A 19,519-nucleotide genomic window follows, 5' to 3' on the forward strand; every position below is an offset into this window, starting at 1 on the left:
CGATAGGATTGGAATTGGTTCTTGGCGGCGTTCAAACCAGTGTTTGCGGAACCGCGCTGAACATGGGTTTGGGCGCAACAACCACCGAGGCCGATGGCCGGCCACCCGCAACTCGCCAAATGGCCAGCGCGGGTGCGACAGCGTCTCCAAGCCTATTTGCTCGTCAGTTCGTCGTCAGCTTGCCGCAATATCATTCGCAGCAGGGCGCAAGCGGTTGGCACTCGCTTTGAGGTAACGCACGCTGAAGAGGCAGGCGCACCGCCATGGATAATCGAGCTAGTGGTCGATCCATACGCGCTAATCAAACTGACGAACGGAGTCGGTCGGCGGATAATAGCAGCCAGCGGCTGACAGCAGGCAATGCCAAGCTCGATCCCGTCCTGGAGTGCAAGCGAACCATCTCAAGATGACGACGCCTCACTCCACCAGCTTGGGGCCCGAGCCCCAGGTTGATTGACAAGCGCAAAGTCCACGACCTCGCCACGCAGACAGCCGCATGTCATCGAAGGATCGTGTCCTTGGCTGGATGCTCGTAGGCAGCTATGCCGATGAGTAGCTCGCCGAAAGCTGGATATTCGACGGCGAAGCCAGTCTCAAGGAGTGCTTCCTCGAGAGCTGCCGGTTCTCGGAAGACCTCGACTTGACGGTGCGCAATGAGGCGCATCTCGACGAAGGCTTCCGAAGCCGGTCTTCGCCGAAGTCGGCGCCTGGGTTTACGAGGAGACCGGAATCGAAATCCGGGTCGACCGGCAGGAATTCGATACCTTACCGCAACCCTCGCCGCAATCTCTCGTGCCAGGCGGCGATCAACTACAAGGCGCCGGCTTCGCCGATCCGGCTTTTGCGGCGCATCAAGCTCGGCCACGCCGCCGGCGGACACGTCGTGCCGCCCGAGACCGTAGAGATCGTTCATCCGATTCTGACGCGCCGGGAAGAGGGGAGCGAAGTGCTGGCTTACGACTACATCGAGGTCCTCGCCGAAAGATCGGGGGCGCTGGCCGAGCCTACCCGCCCGCGCGACCTCTATGATGTCGTCACCCTCTATCGAAATGCTGATGCTCACCCGAGCCGCAACAGTTTTCCGCTGTGCTGCGCGAGAAATGCCCGTTCAAAGGTATCAAGATGTCACAACTTGCCGATTTCGAGCCGCCTCGCGGCGATGTCGAAGCCGGTTGCTCCGGCATACTGAACCATCAGCGTCCGGCATTGCTGCCGATCGGCTCGTTCTGAGAGCAACGAACTTTCATCCGCCTTTACTGAGCCGCTTGTTAGGTTCGTGACCAATGTCGGAAAGTCGACGATCTGCAGGTTCAGAGGATGCGCAAAATCAGAAGTCTCAGTTTGGCGCGCCGCTTGCTTTGTTGATGGCGTCATCATCGAACGGTTCCAAGGGGGACAGATGGTTGGTCTCATTGGGCAGAGGGCAGAGATTAGCCGTGTCGCGGGCTGAGGTAGAGCTGTTCGTCAAGGATTCAGCGGAAGAGAAGCTTCTGCTCGGAAACCTCAAACAGGCTGCTGAAGGCTTTCGACGGATTGTGGAGACCGGCTTGAAATACGCGACCCGATTGCGTCCATAACTCCGTCAGCTGACTGAGCTTTGGTGTTTTCGGAGGGGAGTGCCGGGCCTCTGTTTCGGCATTTCTCTGTTCAAGGGAGCCATTGTGCAGATATGAGAAGAAGCCCACCCATCGCGCGGATAAATGCAGCGAACACGTATCCCGTCGACGTGTATTTCTCGCCCGTCAACTTGACAGCCAATGGCAGAGCACATCTAGGGCACGCTGCCGGACCGTACTTCAGAATGGATGTCCTACAGAAGCACCTGAAGAGAGCGGGGCATCATGTCCGCTCTGGGCTGACGACGGACGGTTTCGAGAACCATGTCCTGGTCCGAGCAGCTCGCGAGAAAGTTGACCCATCGGACTTGGCGCATGGCTTCCATATCAAGATTGTGGAAGATCTTGCCTCATTAGGTCTCGTTTTCGATCATTTCGATGATCCGGCGTATGGCCGGAATCTGCAGCGCTTTTCGAATGTCAGCAAGGCGCTCATGGGCGACTTACTTGCAGCCGGCTCGCTACATTTCCGCGCAGCACGCTTACCAGTGGATGATGCGGTTCCCGCGGCCATGCCACGAGAACAGCGCTTCTGCATTGGAGGCTGGTTTGGTGCGACCTGTCCGGCTTGTGAAGCGTCTGCGGGTAGCTTCTTCTGCGAACACTGTGGCCATCATTTCGAGCCCGAGGAAGCGTTGAGCCCAGTATCGAGGCGAGGGCGGATCGTCGAATGGACGGACAACATTTCCGCCTTTATTTCAATTTCGGGAAACGACCGACTCCGACGGGCGTGGGAGGACGCGGCCATCGAAGCTTGCTTCCTGGACATAGCGAAGCGGTATGTCGCACGCAAAGGACAGCAAATGCGGGTGACCGCACCGGGACTGCACGGATTGGCTTGGAATTCGCGGCATTGCAATACACAGCAGATATTGTTTAGCTACTCCTCGTTACTCTACGCTCATTCCCTTTATTGCGGGCATAAAGACACAGAGGGCTCCGGCAAGCCCAATCCTTTTTCCCGCGAGTCCGATGCGTTCCTCATTAGCGCTACAGGTATCGATAACACAATTCCGATGCTTGTCGGAGTCACGGGATGTGCGTTGGGGCAGAACTCGTTTCGCCCGTTTGATCGAATTTTCTTTAATCACTTCCTTCGGCTGAACGGATCGAAGTTCTCCACCAGTCGCGGCCACGTGATCTGGGCGGGTGAAATCGCTCGAATTCCAAATATATCTGTCGATGTTCTTCGGGTGTACCTGGCGGAGATTTGCCCGGAAGAAACCGAGACCGATTTGGTGTCAGTGCAGTTGGTCGATCGTTACAACGCAATTTTCGATAGCATATCAGCAGCCGTCGACCGTTGTACGGAGTCGATAAACCGGGTGCCGGCTCTCACCGGGTGTTACGTAGATGCTGCGATGATGATCACGCTGGACCGGCTCTATGAGAAACAATGTGCCGCCTTTTCGCTAGACCACCTGCGAGTATCCCAAGCGTCGAGGTCGGTTGTCGAATGGATCGAATATGTCGGTGCCGCGCCGGACCATCAGACAGCTTACACATGGTTGATGGGGTTCAGCATACTGGCCTGGCCGCTGATGCCAAGGATAACGCAGGCCGTATGGTACTGGCTTGGTCATAGCGGACATCCCCGTGCTGCATGGGCTTCGAGGCCTTCAACCGAGCGACGCGGAACAGTACCGAGAATCGATGGAAGCAGGTTAGCGGCCGCAGATATTGATCGATGCCTTCCCGGAAGGATTGCAGCATGACACCGGCCACGAACATCGTTCCGGTCGAAGAATTGCCCAATGCCGTCTCTTTGGAAGTCTCGATTCCCTTCATGCTTGGTAGTATCAGCTTAGCGGCATCCTATGGCTCAAGTTTCTTTCTCGTGGACGCTCTGCGGTCCATTGGACAAAGTACCACGACCGCAGGGGCCGTTATTTCGACCGGTACCATCGCGACAATACTCTGTTCGCTTGTAGCTGGCCGCATCGCCGATGCACTTGGCATGATGCAAACGATCACCCTTGCCGCGGCGATGACGGCGATAGCGATGATATGTTTCGCATCCGCATCAATTCTGACAGTCTTCGCCTACATCGGTGGGCTTCTTCTCGGCGTTGGATGGTCGGTCTTCTACATACTGGCGCCTCTTCAAGTCTTGTGTCACGTGCGAGCTGACGCCCGTATCAAGTATCTTACCTTACTTTCCGGATCTCAAATGCTGGGCATCGGGCTTGCGGCCCCCCTCGCACGCACCATTGCAGGAGTCGCAGGATCCTACATTGCAGTTTACGCTTTGTTTGCCGCAGCATGTCTCATTGGTACAGTGCTGTTGGGGTTCGCCGGTGGAGCACTGGCACAAGCTCCTCAGATCAAAATGCCGACCGTGCGACTTACCTTCGAAGGCGTGCTGGGAGCCTTTAAATCGAACACGCGCTATCCGATAATCATGATCGGCGTCGGGGCCTGCGTTTTCGCAGGTCTTTCAACGTTCCAAACGCTCTACGCTGCGTCGCGGGCGCAATCTCCCGATACATTCTTTCTGGTCTTCACGCTGACAGCCGTCTTCTTGCGGTTTGCAGTGGCGCCAGCAATTGGAAAGTTTCGCCTTGAGCGCGTGGCCGCGTTTCTCATCGTGTGCACTATCGTGGGACTGGTCATTCTTTTCGTGAATGCAGGCAGTACGGCAACCTATATCCTTGGCACAACGATATTCGCGCTGGGGTATGGTCTCAGCTATTCGACATTGAACAGTATGGTTGTTTACATTGCCGGTTTTGACGGGACGTCGTTGGCCATCGCTTCTCAGGTCTTCACGCTCGCCTACTTCATCGGCCTATTCGGATTTCCATACATCGCGGCGCAGATCGTGAAAGCCGGCGGCATCGATTATCTGCTGATGAGCACGATCATGCTTATCGGCGCCGACGGCGTGCTTCTTACAATTCAAGTGTTCTCAACCAGCGGGAAGCATTGAGTGGCTCCGTTTAGGGATGATGGGATGCTGAAGGACGGCGATAGCTATGACGTAATCGCGATCGGTGCCGGGCCCGCGAATCTAAGCCTGGCAGCGCTCGCGGCACCGATCCCGGGAATGTCTCTGCTCATCCTGGAAAGGTCGGAGACGCTTCAGTGGCATCCGGGCCTGCTCATAGAAGGCGCCGTTATGCAGACCAGCCCATTAAAGGACCTGGTCACACCGGCGGATCCGACGAGCGCATACAGCTTCCTCGCCTATTTGCATGATCAAAGACGACTTTATCAAGCCATTGTCCGTGGACTCGACCGTGTTAGCCGGAGTGAATTTGAAGATTATTTGCGATGGGCATCGAAAAAGCTGACGAACATTCGATTTGGCGAACGTGTTATTGCACTCGAACTCCGCGGCAACTCCTTTGAGGTCATAACCAGTCGACGCAGATATCAAACATCGACGGCTGTGCTTGGCGTGGGTAGAGTGCCGTCTATCCCAGATTGGGGCCGCAATGCACCGTCAAACGAGGTGTTTCACGCGAGTACCCTTCTTCTCCAGCGCCGCGAATTGTCGGGCAAGCGCGTTGTGGTCGTCGGCGGCGGACAAAGCGGGGCCGAAATATTTCTTCATCTGCTGCGTGGTGCATGCGGCGCGCTGGGGGCTCTGACGTGGGTGACGCGTCGCGCAAACATATTCGCGCTCGAAGACAGCCCTTTCGTCAATGAATGGTTCTTTCCGCAATATGGCGGTTGGTTCTTTGAGCAAAGTGACTCCACTCGAACTCAGATTCTGGAGCGACAGTCATTGGCCAGCGATGGCGTCAACAGTTCGACGCTGCGCGCTATCTACAACGGGCTGTACGATCGCGAGGTTCATAAGCGGGCTTACCCGACTCACGTAGAAATACGCGTCGACACCAGCGCTGAAGACTTGCGCGGCCTATCTCCTTTTCGCTTGGGCTTGCGACAGCGGACGACAGGCGATTGTTCAGAGCATGTCGCTGATATTGTCGTCTTAGCCACGGGTTACCGTACCGAAATCCCTTCGTTTCTGGAGCCGATCGCAAGCCGGCTCACGGTCGTGAGTGCCCCCGGTGGCTCTCAGGAGATCGTGGTCGAGCCGGACTTTTCGGCTCGTTTTGATGGCCCCGAAGGATGTCGCTTGTACGTACAGAATGGCGCGCGCTTTCAACATGGCATCGCTGATACAAATCTGAGCCTGGTTCCTTGGCGCGCTTCAACGGTCCTCAATTCTATCATCGGCCGCGTCGTTTACGATTGCCGGCCTGCAACGGGCGTCGTCAAGTGGAGTAGCTTTGGCTTTGAGGGCTCTTGTTGAAAAACTCGGCAGTATGCCGCCACCACCCTATGTTCATTCGGAGTACACTATGAAGAATGCGCAGTTGATGACCCTGGGCGACATGACGGTCTATAGCCCCGGTGTATTGGTTCAGCACGTCGAAGAAACAGCTGATCCCGAGACCGCTTGTCCGGTCGATCTCATCGAATTTCGGCTGGATCCGTTTGCGGTGTCGACGCCTCATTCCCATCCTTCCAGCGAGATCTGGCGCATCACGAGCGGCCACGGTCGGGTGATAACTGACGATGGTGAGCTGGTGGTCACGGCAGGAGACCTGGTGTTTCTGCAGCCAGATCGAACCCATCATTTGGAAAATCGTGGCAGTGACGTTTTGAGCGCCTTGTCCATCTCCTGGAGAGAAGCCCGATGACCGACGGGATTTGTGATCTTGCCGTCGTTGGCGCCGGCGTCATGGGCCTGAGTGCGGCCTTCATGGCAGCGCGCAATAGTCCGCGGGAAAGAATCGTCATCTTCGAACGAGATACCGTTGGGGCAGGTGCCAGTGGGTTTGCTCCCGGAATCCAAGTCAACATCTGTCGCAATGAAAAGGAAAGAAGCCTCGTCAATCGAGGTTCGAAATTCTGGCGAGGAATCTATCCCCGTGGGCTTTGGCGCAACGGCCGAGACTGTGATGTGTTCTGGTTGACACGCAATCCCAACGAACTGGCCCGAGTGAGTAGCGTGGGCGGTCCCACCCCATCAACTTCCTTTGCGCTGACCGAGAGGCTTTCCTCGCTGCCCCGTTTTGTGATCCCCGGCGGTATGGCTGTGGCACTGGATCGGGGTTCTTACAGTCCAGTGAATTCCATTGTTCAGGATCTGGCCCAAAGGCTCAAAGCCGTCGGCATTTCGGTATGCGAAAAGACATCTATTGAAAGGATACGGCAGGGACGAAGCAATCTTCATCTCCAAACCTCAGATGGTGGCGAAATCGCGGCGAGGCGGGCCATCCTGGCCATTGGTCCGTGGCTACCCGATTCACCCTTGCGTGAGCTTCTCGCAGAGCAGCCGCGATTGCGAGTTAAAAAGGTGGTCGCGCTTCACTTGGCGGTGCGCCCCACCCCAACGTGTCCAATGATCGGTTTGCTCGATGACTACGCTTTCCTCATTCCCATGATCGAGGAGGGATATTGGTTGTTCAGCTTTACCTCGCAGGAATGGGATGTGAAGCCCGACCCCGATGGGCTGCATGTGAGTTCGGACGATCTCGCGCGCGCAACCGCAATCCTGGCAAAATGGTTCTCCTCGGACGTGCCCGCGGTGGCCTCAGCGCGTGTGTTCTGCGACTGCTATTCTGACGATGGTGTTCCGTTTTCCCGGCCAGCTAGCAATGTCGCCGGTCTCTACGTCATTGGCGGCGGAGCAGGTAACGGGTTTCGCTTTGGGCCGGCCTGTGCGGAAGAGGCAATACGTTCCCTGTATGCGCCGTAGTCGCCATGTCAATCACCGTGACATGAGGGGGGACCATGCCAGATACAAGGGATATCGAAGTCAGCCTCTCTCACAAATTTGCAGATACCGGTTATCGCGATAGCTCGAGATCGACCATGATTGTTGATCTCAGCGCCATTCAATCCAATTATCGGCAGTGTCAGGCGCTTGCGCCAAACAGCGCCTGCGGCGCAGTTGTCAAGGCTGATGCCTACGGTCTTGGCGCGGCGCGCATAGCGCCCTTCCTTGCTCACCTTGGCTGTACGCATTTTTTTGTAGCTGATGTGGAGGAAGGCATTGCCCTGCGCGATGTGCTGCCGCCGTCTGCGAAGATCTACATGCTCCACGGCGTTATGTCAGGTACGGAGCTGCTGGCCGAGCAGTATGATTTGTTGCCGATTCTCAACAGCCGGGAACAACTGGAGGCCTGGCTTCGGCATTGCCGACTTCGCAATCGCGCGTTGCCAGCAGGTATCCATGTCGACACCGGCCTGTCTCGACTGGGTTTTGCCATTGATGAGTTGCAGACAATCGCCGAGAATGAAAATGGGCTGTCGGAATTACCTGTAGCGCTGTTCATGAGTCAGCTCGCCTGTGCCGAGTGGCGAAACGAGATCAGTCTTCAACAGTTGAATCGGTTCCGCAAACTTACCTATTTGTTCCCGAAAGCTATTCTTTCACTGTCGAACTCGGCGGGACTATTCGCCGGATGTGAATTTCATTTTGACCTCATAAGGTCCGGTGGAGGGATTTTCGGCCTTTCGACGTCCGATGATCCCTGCTTCAAGCCGTCGCAAGTCGTTGGTCTGCGAACGCAAATCATTCAATGCCGTAAGGTAAAGCATGGGGAAGCGATCGGATATCACGGATCCTACCGCGCGAAGAGGCAGATGCGTGTCGCGACCGCCTCCATCGGTTACGGAGATGGGTTCCCGCGCATCCTGGGCAATCGAGGGCACGCCTTCATATGCGGTACTCGTGTGCCAATCGTCGGCTTCGTTTCGATGGATCTTATGACTATTGACGTAACTGATCTGCCCGAGAGTTGGACGGCGCCGGGTACTTTGGTCGACCTGATCTGTCCCGAGCAAACTGTGGGAGATATGGCGTCAGCCGCGAAAATGCTGAGCGATGAACTGACCACAGCGATTGGGCGGCGGTGCTGCAGACTTTATGTTTCAGCGAAATGATGGGAGGCAACGGTGAACTCCTCGGCCCACCAATCGGAGCAAGTCAATCGAGCGATCTATCTCGGTGACGCAGGCATGCGTCTCATGTGTCCGAACCACTTCACCGCCAAGGTGCGTCGGTTCCATGATTATGAGAGACGCTTCTATCGCGGTCTCCTGCGCGCCAGCCGATACGATTTGATCATTGAGGTAGGTTGTAGCGGCTATCGCCTGATCGGCGTCAAAGGCGATTACAATGATTACCTTGGCATCGATATAAACCCACCTCGTGCACGGCGGTTAAAAAACGAGCGCGGAGCGGTTATCCGCTGTGAGGCTAACAAATTCTTCAAAAGAACCCGGCTGATCAATGAGATAATGATCCGATATGACGGACGTGTGCTTTGCACATTGCCATTCAATTTTCTCGGTACGATGGATGCGCCGATGGAATTTCTCACGCTGGTCTGCCAAGCGCCCTTCGATCTCGCTTTGTCGCTCTTTTCAACGAGCGAGACGGCAACGGTTGCGCGCCTCGAATACTATGATCTTTGTGGTATCTCCGTTCAGGGTGTAGTGCGTACCGATGACTATGTCCGCTTAGACTGCTCCAACGGGTTCCAGGCGTTCGCTTTCGATCCGTTTTTCCTGGAGAGGCGCATATCGGCCTGTGGCTTCCGCTTAAGCAATGCTGAGTGCTATGATGTCTGTCACTTCCTCCATTTCAAAAGGGGTAATTCTGAATACAGTGATCAGGATAATGCCGCCCGCGCCCAGAAAGCTTGATCGGCGAGCTGCACGGCGCTTTCGGCCAGCGCGGTAGGATCGGCCGACGAAGATGCCGCACGCTCCTTCCTTCTCATTGGATTTTAAGCTGCCCGGTGTCGGCCGAAATGATTTCATCAATAGCGTAACGCATGTATTGAACCTCAAAATGGTCTCGCCCCACGCACTTACAATCGTCTTGAAGGCGATTTTCCTCCGTCCCTAGGCTCTTCCGGGGGGCTCCGGGGAAACGCGGCACAAGGCGGCGTGATTGTCCGCATCAACGGGAAGTCCCCCGCGCTCGACGGAGGAGCGGTAGGTCAAGCTAGGCCGGTCATCGAGCTGGCTCATGGCTCGCGCGGTGCGCCTCCGCCTTGAGCCCGCCCGATCGCCGATTTGTTGGCTTGGCAAGCGCTCGCTGACGACCGAGCACCATCGGCGCGCTTGCAATGCCGGCAGTGTACCGGTCCTCGCTCACCTTACTAGCTACGATGTCGGACGTACTGCACCAACTTGAGATAGTCGTTTGTGAGGACAGGTGAGCGGATGGAAGAAGCTGCGTCTTGAAGGAAGGTATTCAAAGTTCGACTAGCGCGAATGCGGCCTTCGAAAGACAGCCGTGCCGGCGCTCGAGTACGGAGAGTTGCTAGTTCGGAACTGACCAAGTCAGCCGCAGCTTTGGCACAATCTGACTCGGAGAAGCAACCAGCAGACATGACGGCTTGTGCCAGTCCTAGTGTGGTGAGCCAACCCGCGTAAATTAGCACGACACCGTCTGTCTCATCGAGCCCAGCGAGTTCCTTAATTGCGGCAGCATGGACTGGCGCCGCATCAAGAGAAAGAAAAAGATCGGCTATTTCGTCACGTGTGGCTCTAGAGAGAAGGCAGCGGCCGAGATGTGATAGGAGCGTCTCGGTTGGACCTTCGAAGATGCGGAGAATGCGAACGTCTCGATAGATTTTAGCTACAGGCGTTCCCTCATCGTAACCACGGCCGCCTAACAGCTGGACGCATTGATCAGCGACGAGGCCGCTCCACTCCGACGACAAAACCTTCGTTGCCGACGCAAGGTGGACGTTGGGGCCGCCCTGCGCTGAGACAAGTCGGCAGGACGCCGCCAGCATTGCCTTCACTACTTCCCGCCGGAGTACCATCTGCCCAAATAACTGCTCGATATAGCTGTTCTCAATCATGCGCAGCTTACCTAGTCGACGATGGCTTGCATATGAGGCTGCGACCTGGATAGCGCGCTCAAGGGCTCCAAGACCCATAGCAGCCACACCGATACGCCCGCGATTCATGCTGGATGCCGCTGCCCCCCAGCCGTCTTGATCGCGAGAGAGCACGTAAGCGCGCGGCACCTCGACATTCTGGAACTCCAGGGTATTTTGAATGATGCCACGCAGACCGAGTGTGCGATGCTCGTGCGTGACCTTTAGGCCCGGAGCCTGCCTATCAACGAGCACACCGACAAGCCGACCTTTCGCATGTCCGGGACCAGAGGCTCGCGCAAAGCAAACGATCCAGCGGGCCCAGTCAGCGAGGCCAATCCAAATCTTGCGGCCAGAGATGCGAACTCTGTCTTCGTCTATGAAAGCCGAAGCCTCTATGTGCCGCGGGGCAGAGCCAGCTCCAGGCTCCGTCAAGGCGAAAGCGCAAAGGTCGCCGCGTGTGGCACCCCACATGACATGCCTCTGTTCAGGGATGTGCGGTGCCGCTTCGATGCAGGGCAAGGCCAGGAAGTTATGGATAACGAGGGTAGAGGCAGCCGAGATATCGAAGGATGCAGTGGCGGAGATGAGGTCGATTGCCTCTTGCAAGGGAAGAGCTAATCCGCCGTGGTCTACGGGTGCAGTGAGCCCGAAGAGTCCATGCCTTGCCAATATGCTGTGTAGGGTCGGAGGGAATGCTCGACGGTCATCTGCATCTGCGAAATTCAGCTGACTGAGGTCATCGATTAAACTGGGATATAGGCTAGGTGCACCGCCTTCAGCTGTGCGTTCCTGCGCCTCCTCGAACAGGGAGTTAACTGGAGTGTACATATCCATGAGACCATAATGATTGCGCCTGCGCTTCGTGCCAATCATTCCCGTGGTTAGCTCGAATACACATTGGTATACATGGATGTGAGCGCAGTGTAATGAGGTTGCCCCAGATCGGGATTCATCGCGAGCGCTGCGCGAGCTCACATCGAAATGCGTCTTGTCGATATGGACTCTCGGAGGAAAACTCTGGTTTAGTCGGTGACCACCATTCTCCTCAAGGGTCAGGAGTCATTGAGTTGTGAGTCTCCCAAGGAGAGCCTGGCGAGCGGTCCGTCATGCCCCCAAGGCAGAGCGAGACGATGCTCGCTTGAGAGGAGTTCACCGAAACGAAAGCACCTCCGCTTTTGCAGGCGCTTCGCGGCCTAGCTACGGAGCAAAATAGATGAGGTGCCCGTGCGCAATGTCGAGGGATAAAGTGGGCTGCTCAATAGCGCCCTGCAAAGCGGCGTCTGACTATGAGCCTCATACGCTTTCGGGTGCCGAAGCCCCCGGCTCGCAACTTCTTGCGGTCGTTCGGTTTCGTCTGCCTCCAGCCGCACTAGCCGGTGGCGGGGAAATGCCGATGATTTGCTGGATCCGAGCCGAAAGCTTGCCCTTTTGCGGCGAGACTGGATGGGCCGCCCCGCCAGGAAATCAACGTGTACGGCGACCACCCGGGGCGGACCTGCAGCCTGCAGATCGACCTCCGAGGTCGCCAAGTCTCGATTCCGCATCCGGCCAATCTCGTCAGCCTGCCAATCGTTGCAAACCCGCCCGAATTCCAAAGACCCTGGCATTGCTGCCAGGGTCGTGCATGTCATCGATGCATCGAGAGGCTGGACTTAGAAGTCCATGCCGCCCATGCCTCCGCCCGGAGGCATTGCGGGGCCGCCGGCGTTCTTCTTCGGCAGCTCGGCAACCATCGCTTCGGTGGTGATCAGCAGTGCCGCTACCGAGGAGGCGTTCTGGACCGCGATACGCACGACCTTGGCTGGATCGATGATGCCCTTGGAGACAAGGTTGCTGTACTCGCCAGTCTGCGCATCGAAGCCGTAAGCGTACTGATCCTGCTCCAGCACTTTGCCGACCACGACCGAACCGTCTTCACCGGCGTTGATCGCGATCTGGCGGGCCGGCCAGGACAGAGCCTTGCGCACGATCTCGACGCCGGTCTTCTGGTCGTCGTTCTTGGTGCGCAGGCCCTTGAGCTGCTCGGACGCACGGAGCAGGGCGACGCCGCCACCCGGCAGGATGCCTTCCTCGACGGCCGCGCGGGTCGCATGCATCGCGTCATCAACGCGATCCTTGCGCTCCTTCACCTCGACCTCGGTCGCGCCGCCGACGCGGATCACCGCGACGCCGCCTGAGAGCTTGGCGAGACGCTCCTGCAGCTTCTCGCGGTCGTAGTCCGAGGTGGTCTCCTCGATCTGCGCCTTGATCTGGGCAACGCGAGCGTCGATGTCGGCCTTCTTGCCGGCGCCGTTGACGATCGTGGTGTTCTCCTTGTCGATCATCACCTTCTTGGCGCGACCGAGCATCTGCAGCGTGACGTTCTCGAGCTTGATGCCGAGATCTTCCGAGATGGCCTGACCGCCGGTCAGGATCGCGATGTCCTGCAGCATGGCCTTGCGGCGATCGCCGAAGCCCGGAGCCTTGACGGCCGCGACCTTCAGGCCGCCACGCAGGCGGTTGACGACGAGGGTGGCGAGCGCTTCGCCTTCGACGTCTTCAGCGACGATGACCAGCGGCTTGCCGGCCTGCACCACGGCCTCGAGCAGCGGCAGCAACTCGTTCAGCGAGGAGAGCTTCTTCTCGTTGATGAGGATGTAGGCGTCGTCCATCTCAACGCGCATCTTGTCGGCGTTGGTGACGAAGTAGGGCGAGATGTAGCCGCGATCGAACTGCATGCCCTCGACGACGTCGAGCTCGGTCTCGAGCGACTTGGCTTCCTCGACCGTGATTACGCCCTCGTTGCCGACCTTCTTCATGGCGTCGGCGAGGAACTTGCCGATCTCGGCATCGCCGTTGGCCGAAATGGTGCCGACCTGGGCGATCTCCTCGTTCGAGGTGACCTTCTTCGAGTTCTTCTGGAGGTCCGCAACGACGGCTTCGACCGCGAGGTCGATACCGCGCTTCAGGTCCATCGGGTTCATGCCGGCGGCAACCGACTTGGCGCCTTCGCGCACGATCGCAGCCGCGAGCACGGTCGCGGTGGTGGTGCCATCGCCCGCGGCGTCCGCCGCCTTGGCAGCGACTTCGCGTACCATCTGCGCGCCCATGTTCTCAAACTTCTCCTCCAGTTCGACCTCCTTGGCGACAGCGACGCCGTCCTTGGTGATGCGGGGAGCGCCGAACGACTTCTCGAGCACCACGTTGCGGCCCTTCGGACCCAGCGTGACCTGCACGGCGTTGGCGAGAATGTCGACACCGCGCAGCATGCGGTCGCGCGCGTCTACGCCGAATTTGACTTCTTTGGCTGACATAAGGAATTCCCTCAATTCTTATTCTCTCATCCTTCAGCGCGCCCGGCAGGCGCTCGTCAGGGGGTGAGCTGGATTAGGCGGCTTTCTTCTTTGAAAACACGTCGGTGAGAACGCCCATGATGTCGCTCTCCTTCATGATCAACAGCTCCTGGCCGTCGATCTTGACCTCGGTGCCCGACCATTTGCCGAACAGCACGCGGTCGCCGACCTGGACATCGATCGGAATCAGCTTGCCGGTCTCATCGCGGTCACCCGGGCCAACGGCGATGACTTCACCCTGCGAGGGCTTTTCCTTGGCGGTGTCGGGAATGATGATGCCGCCAGCGCTCTTCTCTTCGGCGTCGATGCGCTTGACCACGACGCGGTCGTGAAGCGGACGGAAATTCATACAGGCCTCCTGAGCATTTGAACGAGTTGATGATGGGCAGATTGTGAACAGCCCAGTTATAGCAAGAGACAGGCCAAAAAAGAGCGGGGCGATCCGTACCTGCAGTTCTGCTGAATCACGCGCCTGGCCTCCGCATGTGTTCGTCCGGAAGCAAACTCCCTCATGTACACAGCCCGCCAAGCTGTTGCGAAAATGACATTGCGTTCCGTCAAAACACATCGAGCCCAGGGTTGCTCAACATTGCACTGGCAGCTGTTACACCTATCGAAGCGCCGCGTGTTTTGACGACAGGGCCGGGCTGCACATGATTGTTTCGTCTGATGGCAGCATTTAGCAGCTGAGGCCGGCGAAGCGTACAATGCACAAGGATCTATAAAGAGCTGCGCTCGATGAATGTGACCCTAACGCAGCACAACAAGTACGCCAACCATCCTGAAAATTCAGGCTATGTTTCCGTGTAGGAAGCTGCCTGCTCTAAGAGAGCCATAATGTGCATTGTCCCTCTCCGGGAGTGACACATCGCTCAAAAACTGACCGAATTTGCCCCGATCGTTCGTAGACCGATAGTGAGCAGGTAGGTCTCGTTCAGCACAGGCGGTGCCGAACCAACGGAGTAATTGTAGGAGCTTACGTAGTTCGCCGCCAGCACGAAGCAATCGTCGACATAGCCGCCGCCGAGAACATATTGATTGATCTTGTTGGTCTGGAGATCCCAACGCGCCGAACCCGTCACCACCCAATTCGTGGCGACCTTCAGCGAACCGGAGGTCATGATACCCTCGCGGCGGGCCAGATAACCGAGTTCCGGCTGTGCGGCATAGTCGCCATACATCACGCTTGCAGACCAGCGCTCGAAGTTTGCGCTGGCCTGGGCCTCGAACCGGTTGATGCTCCAGGTCGCCTCGTCCATCCGCGAGCGCACACTGAACGTATAGGTGCGGCTCGGCGAATAGGCGAGGCTCGCTACATAGTCGGAGTGCGGGTTCTGCAAGCCTGAACTGACGGCGGTTTTGGTGACGTCAGCGACAGCGAACGAGTTCATCCCGAACATCTGGTAGGACTGTCCGAACATCGTCTTGATGCTGCCGCCGCGGTCGAACTGCGTGGTGGCCTGCACGCCGACATTGGCGCGGCTGCCGCCCTCGACGCGGTCGTAGCCGGAGAACTTGTCGACCGCGAACAGGTTGCTGGTGTCGAATACAAAACTTTGTGCGTCCTCGTTAGGAAGCTTGCCGGCCTTGGGTTCGTCCGGCCGGATGATGACCTGCGCAATCGGCTCGATGGTCGTCGTGCCCCACGGCTGCACGTTGATGAAGGGGTAGCGGTATTCGAGGCCGACGGTCGGCATGAAGCGGACCGTCTGGGTGTCGCCGACCGGCAGGAAGTTGGAAACGTCCGGCTGATTGGAGACGTCGGCGTTGATGGCGTCGGCACGGATGCTCGCGAACGGCGTCCAGATTTGGCCGAGCGGATCGGTGTAGGACTTGCGCCACTGCGCCTCGGCCGTCAGCCGTGTGTAGGTGCCCGGCATGCCGCGCAGCAGGCACTGCGACGGCGTCCGCGCCATCGGATCGGCGGACGTGGTCAAGCACAGGCTGCTGGTATTGGCGGTCGTCGTGATCGGATCGAACACCGCAGTCTCGCGCCTCAGGTTGACGAAGTTCATCTTGTAGCTGAACTCGCCGCCCAGGATCGGGCTGTTGATCACATTGTTGTAGTCGATGACTGGCGCGACCACAGGAACCTGGTTCTGTTTGCCAGAGTAACTCTTATAATGGATCGCGCGCGCGTCGAAGAAGCCGCGGTTGCCTACCTCGGTCAGATAAAGCTGCGAGATCGCCTCGGTGGGCAGCGACAGGAACGATCCGAAGGGGTCCTTGTACTGGGCGAGCCGGTAGTCGGACATGAAATAGTAGTCGGACAGCAGCACGCCGTCCCAGCCCCACACCCATTTGTCGTTCAGCGCGAACTGACCCTTGGTCTCGATGGCGCCGCGGAACTGGCGGTCGCCGGGCTGGCCGGCGAAGGCGTCCTGATCGAGCTGGTCGATGCCGTAGAGCCGGACCTGATAGGAGCCGCTCGACAAACGCTGACGGAATTCGCTCTGGAACAGCACGCCCTGCCGCGACGTGATGCGCGGACTGAAGGTAGCGTCCATGTCAGGCGCGATCGCCCAATAATACGGGATTTCGACGCCGTAGCCGAACGCCGTGTAGCTGGTGAAGCCCGGCATCAGGAAGCCGCTCTTGCGCTTCACGGTCGGATCGGGCGTCGAGAAATAGGGCAGATACGCCATTGGAACGCCGAAGAACTCGAGCTGGGCGTTCTCGAAATAGAGCATCTTCTCGGTCTGGTTATGGATGATGCGCGCGCCCTTGACCTGCCAGAGCGGCGGCTTCTTCGGATCATCCCGACAGGGCGCGCAGGCGGTATAAACGCCGTTGTCCAGGGCCGTGTAATTGTCGCTGGACCGATCGGCGCGGGTCGCAGCCATCCGGGTCTGGTCTTCGGTATCGACGCGCAGCGAATCGACGAAACCGTCGCGGTAGTCGTCGCTGAGATCCATGATGTTGGCGTAGGTGATCTTGCCTTCCGCATCCGTCATGCGGATGTTGCCTTCGGCATGAAGACGCTTGGTCTTCTGGTCGTAGATGACCTTGTCGGCCTCGACGCTGGTGCCGTTGTAGAACATCTGCACGTTGCCGACGGCCGAGATGCGCTGGTTGTTGTAGTCGTAATCGACCTCGATCGCCTGAACGAGTATGTGGTTGTCGTCGATCACTTTTGGCCGGGTAGCTCGCGGTTGATGCTGATTGTAGATGAAACCTTGCGCCCATGCGGTCGCGGGCGCCGTAACGCCGCAAGCGGTCGCAATAACACCCGCGATGATAAGCATTAAGCCTCGGCGGCGAGCGATCGCGCATATCCACTCCACGAGCTCAGCAAGGCATACCTGCCGACCGGGAGAAGCACCGCAACAATCCCAGCTAACGAGCGCATCATACGACCCACGCGACAGCTCCATCATAGCACTAATTTGAATCAATCGGACGAAGTCCATCTGAACCGTTAAAGGGGCTGCGATCCGTCATCGACACAACGAGATGCCTCGCATCTGAAGCAATCGACGTGCCATTGCATCTTTGGTGACGTCGGCGACCCCTGGCGTCTTGCCGTAGGGTCTGCGACATTGACGTCTCAGATCGGACGCGGATCGCCGCGACAACAACATGAATCGTCAATGGTGACGATTCTCGAAGCTCCAGTCCGCGAAATCACCGCCGCCACACCGCGCTCTCCGTCGGCGTTAACGCCCGTAAGCGAGATGGACTACAACGCGCGTTGCTGTGCGAGTGATCCCCCTCGTGAAAGCAACCGGCTAAGGCAGTCGCGCCGGGTCTGCCATACCAGAAGCTCCTTCAGCACGCCGCTAGGTCGGGCCAGACGACCTTGTGCTCGTTGAGCACGTGTTCGCCCTCAGCGAACCTTCCTGAATTTCCGTCCGTCTTCTGGCCGGCTTTACTTCTATGAAAAGGCCAATTAGATGGGCGCGTTCTTAGCGGCCGAGAACGCAATCAGTGGCTTTCAACTGCAGGAGCTGCGCCTGCGACGGGATCAATGCTGCTTCACTTTGGACGCCAGAACTTGCATCACCCAACAGCAAGCATCACCCATGTCCTTGGTATTGCAGAAGCTCCCCTGGAAACGGTGGTTCCAAGGGAGGCTGAACTCAATAAAGGTCAAGGCCCTGATCCATGAGCGGCTATCATTATTGGAGCGCCTCCATCATTTTTCGCCAGCAGACAACCGCTCATAATACCATTCGTAGCCTCGGCGGCCCAGTCATCCGCAATGGATCGTTCGACGTTTACGCGAGGAAGTCCTGTGCCCGGATCGGCAGCCTCTTGGACGAAAGCGTCAGCCAACGAATTCCGGAATCCGTAGATTGTTTCCGTGTCGGAGGGCGAGATCGCGCACGCCGCAGCTTTATTGTCTGCGTCCATATACACCTGAGGTCCAAAGGCATTGCGGCTGGCATTAAAGGCCATGATCAGAGTGTAGGTGATTTTGGTGCCGTTCGAGGATGTAAATGTATGGTTTCCGACGGAAGCGGGAGTGGCTATCAGGTCAAAATTGGCAAGCCCATCCGCAAAGAGTTTCGGACGCTGCTGCCCGAAAACTCCCGTCCCAGTAAATTCGGCAACTTGATCTTGCGCGCAGTGTTTTAAAATGTGACGAGTGCAGTTTGGTTGCTCATCGCTGCTCAGCGGCTCCGGCCAATGCCGACGACACGAGAGCGCTGGAACGCTGGCGGTAGCCAGCGGAGCATTCGCCCGATCGATACAGAAAAGGTCCACGACGGGTTTGGTCAGCACAGGACGTCGTTGCGACTGCCTGAAATCCAAAATGTATAGCGCAAGGAACTTTGCTCGAGAACTTGTCGAACCACGGTCAGTCGAGTCGGTGGCCGGCGCTCCAGGTATGCTGGCCACCAACATCGACGCCGCGGCGAGCAACTTGAATCCCGCGAGATACAGGTGCGGCAAACATTGGGATCGTGGAATCGGCCTATGTCCGAGCATAGCTAAGAAGTCCACCGCCGATGGTGACGAGGCGATCGCCGACGACTAATCGCTCCCCTCGCCAGTGGCTCAGATGTCACTACCCCAAAAGCTGCCAAGGTCCTTGCTTCTCTCAAAAGCAAAACGACGTCGTACGTGAAACGTCACCACATCATCGCCCCCAAAGTCGGGTGACAATGCCCGGAACAAAAGCAAGTGCCGTGCCTCGTGCACAATGCAGATTTGCGAATCCTTCGTGGCATGTGCGTGCGTTCGAGACATCGATACTTGTCTCGAACCTGACAAATTCGATGCTAGGAGTCGGAATACGTGCACCAGCGACTTGAAAGCTCGCTGTTGCCGGTTGACCCGCTTTTTGGGGGCGGGACGCGCATCCGTGCGAGGATTTCGATGGTCATCCTTGAGCGGAGATCGGCCGACCTGGATTTTGCCATCAGGAACGTTCCGCGTGATCCCGTTCTGCTCTAGGCCGAACAACCACGACTGCGATTTTGAAAGATCGCGACTGCGCAGATTTGGAAGGGCAACGGTCAGCTGGCAGCATGAAATTTGGCTGGTCGCAACTGTGATCGAGGTGAGTGGTCCTTGTTGCGCAGGAGCGATTACTCCGTCCTCGACCGCTTCATCAAGAGCGGCCAGCGGATAAAGTGCGGCGAAGCCGATCGTTCGACCGCCCGGACAGCACACCGGCATTCGCTATTCGCTTCTCGTGCACGTCCCGATGTACCCGCTTCGTCGATAGAACGGTCGTTGCAGGGCAATTGCTGCGGCTCCC

General features: G+C 57.7%; 14 protein-coding genes. 8 read left to right on the plus strand and 6 right to left on the minus strand.

The genetic code is table 11. The features are described from left to right. Positions 1 to 571 precede the first annotated feature (571 nt). The 8 genes from ACOIX3_RS10535 to ACOIX3_RS10570 all read left to right on the plus strand — a co-directional run bounded on the left by ACOIX3_RS10535 (position 572) and on the right by ACOIX3_RS10570 (position 9,287). Positions 572 to 1,189 carry a nucleotidyl transferase AbiEii/AbiGii toxin family protein gene (locus tag ACOIX3_RS10535; protein WP_420971707.1) on the plus strand — a complete coding sequence of 206 codons (618 nt, stop codon included), beginning with the start codon at positions 572 to 574 and terminating at the stop codon, positions 1,187 to 1,189. A gap of 612 nt (positions 1,190 to 1,801) precedes the next feature. Further along, the gene (locus ACOIX3_RS10540; protein WP_420969706.1) at positions 1,802 to 3,331 is read left to right on the plus strand and encodes a class I tRNA ligase family protein; all 1,530 of its coding nucleotides are present in this window, start codon (positions 1,802 to 1,804) and stop codon (positions 3,329 to 3,331) included. Next, positions 3,328 to 4,545: an MFS transporter gene (locus ACOIX3_RS10545; protein WP_420969707.1), complete on the plus strand. Its 1,218-nt coding sequence runs from the start codon at positions 3,328 to 3,330 to the stop codon at positions 4,543 to 4,545. Before ACOIX3_RS10540 ends, ACOIX3_RS10545 begins: the two co-directional genes overlap by 4 nt. 24 nt (positions 4,546 to 4,569) lie before the next feature. Further along, positions 4,570 to 5,880, plus strand: coding sequence for a lysine N(6)-hydroxylase/L-ornithine N(5)-oxygenase family protein (locus ACOIX3_RS10550; RefSeq protein ID WP_420969708.1), 1,311 nt, complete (start codon positions 4,570 to 4,572; stop codon positions 5,878 to 5,880). Positions 5,881 to 5,929: 49 nt separating this feature from the next. Continuing rightward, positions 5,930 to 6,271: a cupin domain-containing protein gene (locus ACOIX3_RS10555; RefSeq protein ID WP_420969709.1), complete on the plus strand. Its 342-nt coding sequence runs from the start codon at positions 5,930 to 5,932 to the stop codon at positions 6,269 to 6,271. After that, entirely contained in the window at positions 6,268 to 7,332 is a 1,065-nt protein-coding gene (locus ACOIX3_RS10560; protein ID WP_420969710.1) for an NAD(P)/FAD-dependent oxidoreductase, read from the plus strand. The genes ACOIX3_RS10555 and ACOIX3_RS10560 overlap by 4 nt, the downstream gene beginning before the upstream one ends. Positions 7,333 to 7,367: 35 nt before the next feature. Beyond that, positions 7,368 to 8,522, plus strand: a complete 1,155-nt coding sequence (alr, locus tag ACOIX3_RS10565) for an alanine racemase (protein ID WP_420969711.1) — start codon at positions 7,368 to 7,370, stop codon at positions 8,520 to 8,522. Positions 8,523 to 8,534: 12 nt separating this feature from the next. After that, positions 8,535 to 9,287, plus strand: a complete 753-nt coding sequence (locus ACOIX3_RS10570) for a hypothetical protein (RefSeq protein WP_420969712.1) — start codon at positions 8,535 to 8,537, stop codon at positions 9,285 to 9,287. Positions 9,288 to 9,748: 461 nt separating this feature from the next. Here the strand turns inward: ACOIX3_RS10570 and ACOIX3_RS10575 are convergent, their stop codons facing one another. From ACOIX3_RS10575 to ACOIX3_RS10600, 6 genes are all read right to left on the minus strand, one after another. Next, the gene (locus tag ACOIX3_RS10575) at positions 9,749 to 11,353 is read right to left on the minus strand and encodes an acyl-CoA dehydrogenase family protein (protein ID WP_420969713.1); all 1,605 of its coding nucleotides are present in this window, start codon (positions 11,351 to 11,353) and stop codon (positions 9,749 to 9,751) included. A gap of 779 nt (positions 11,354 to 12,132) precedes the next feature. Continuing rightward, on the minus strand, positions 12,133 to 13,773 hold the full coding sequence (gene groL, locus ACOIX3_RS10580; RefSeq protein ID WP_420969714.1) for a chaperonin GroEL: 1,641 nt from the start codon (positions 13,771 to 13,773) through the stop codon (positions 12,133 to 12,135). A gap of 73 nt (positions 13,774 to 13,846) precedes the next feature. After that, on the minus strand, positions 13,847 to 14,161 hold the full coding sequence (gene groES, locus ACOIX3_RS10585) for a co-chaperone GroES (RefSeq protein WP_420969715.1): 315 nt from the start codon (positions 14,159 to 14,161) through the stop codon (positions 13,847 to 13,849). Positions 14,162 to 14,684: 523 nt separating this feature from the next. Next, entirely contained in the window at positions 14,685 to 17,057 is a 2,373-nt protein-coding gene (locus ACOIX3_RS10590) for an LPS-assembly protein LptD (RefSeq protein WP_420969716.1), read from the minus strand. Positions 17,058 to 17,901: 844 nt separating this feature from the next. Further along, positions 17,902 to 18,537, minus strand: coding sequence for a hypothetical protein (locus ACOIX3_RS10595; protein ID WP_420969717.1), 636 nt, complete (start codon positions 18,535 to 18,537; stop codon positions 17,902 to 17,904). A gap of 276 nt (positions 18,538 to 18,813) precedes the next feature. Next, positions 18,814 to 19,437, minus strand: a complete 624-nt coding sequence (locus tag ACOIX3_RS10600; RefSeq protein ID WP_420969718.1) for a hypothetical protein — start codon at positions 19,435 to 19,437, stop codon at positions 18,814 to 18,816. Positions 19,438 to 19,519: the final 82 nt, after the last annotated feature.

The sequence above is a fragment of the Bradyrhizobium sp. B120 genome (genome assembly GCF_049075665.1).
Lineage (GTDB): Bacteria > Pseudomonadota > Alphaproteobacteria > Rhizobiales > Xanthobacteraceae > Bradyrhizobium.

Excerpts from the sequence above, each read along its gene's own strand:
- ACOIX3_RS10540 (WP_420969706.1), top strand. The coding sequence starts at position 1,802 with ATGGATGTCCTACAGAAGCACCTGAAGAGAGCGGGGCATCATGTCCGC.
- ACOIX3_RS10545 (WP_420969707.1), top strand. The coding sequence starts at position 3,328 with ATGACACCGGCCACGAACATCGTTCCGGTCGAAGAATTGCCCAATGCC.
- ACOIX3_RS10550 (WP_420969708.1), top strand. The coding sequence starts at position 4,570 with ATGCTGAAGGACGGCGATAGCTATGACGTAATCGCGATCGGTGCCGGG.
- ACOIX3_RS10555 (WP_420969709.1), top strand. The coding sequence starts at position 5,930 with ATGAAGAATGCGCAGTTGATGACCCTGGGCGACATGACGGTCTATAGC.
- ACOIX3_RS10560 (WP_420969710.1), top strand. The coding sequence starts at position 6,268 with ATGACCGACGGGATTTGTGATCTTGCCGTCGTTGGCGCCGGCGTCATG.
- alr (WP_420969711.1), top strand. The coding sequence starts at position 7,368 with ATGCCAGATACAAGGGATATCGAAGTCAGCCTCTCTCACAAATTTGCA.
- ACOIX3_RS10575 (WP_420969713.1), bottom strand. The coding sequence starts at position 11,353 with ATGATTGGCACGAAGCGCAGGCGCAATCATTATGGTCTCATGGATATG.
- groL (WP_420969714.1), bottom strand. The coding sequence starts at position 13,773 with ATGTCAGCCAAAGAAGTCAAATTCGGCGTAGACGCGCGCGACCGCATG.
- groES (WP_420969715.1), bottom strand. The coding sequence starts at position 14,161 with ATGAATTTCCGTCCGCTTCACGACCGCGTCGTGGTCAAGCGCATCGAC.
- ACOIX3_RS10590 (WP_420969716.1), bottom strand. The coding sequence starts at position 17,057 with ATGCTTATCATCGCGGGTGTTATTGCGACCGCTTGCGGCGTTACGGCG.
- ACOIX3_RS10600 (WP_420969718.1), bottom strand. The coding sequence starts at position 19,437 with ATGCCGGTGTGCTGTCCGGGCGGTCGAACGATCGGCTTCGCCGCACTT.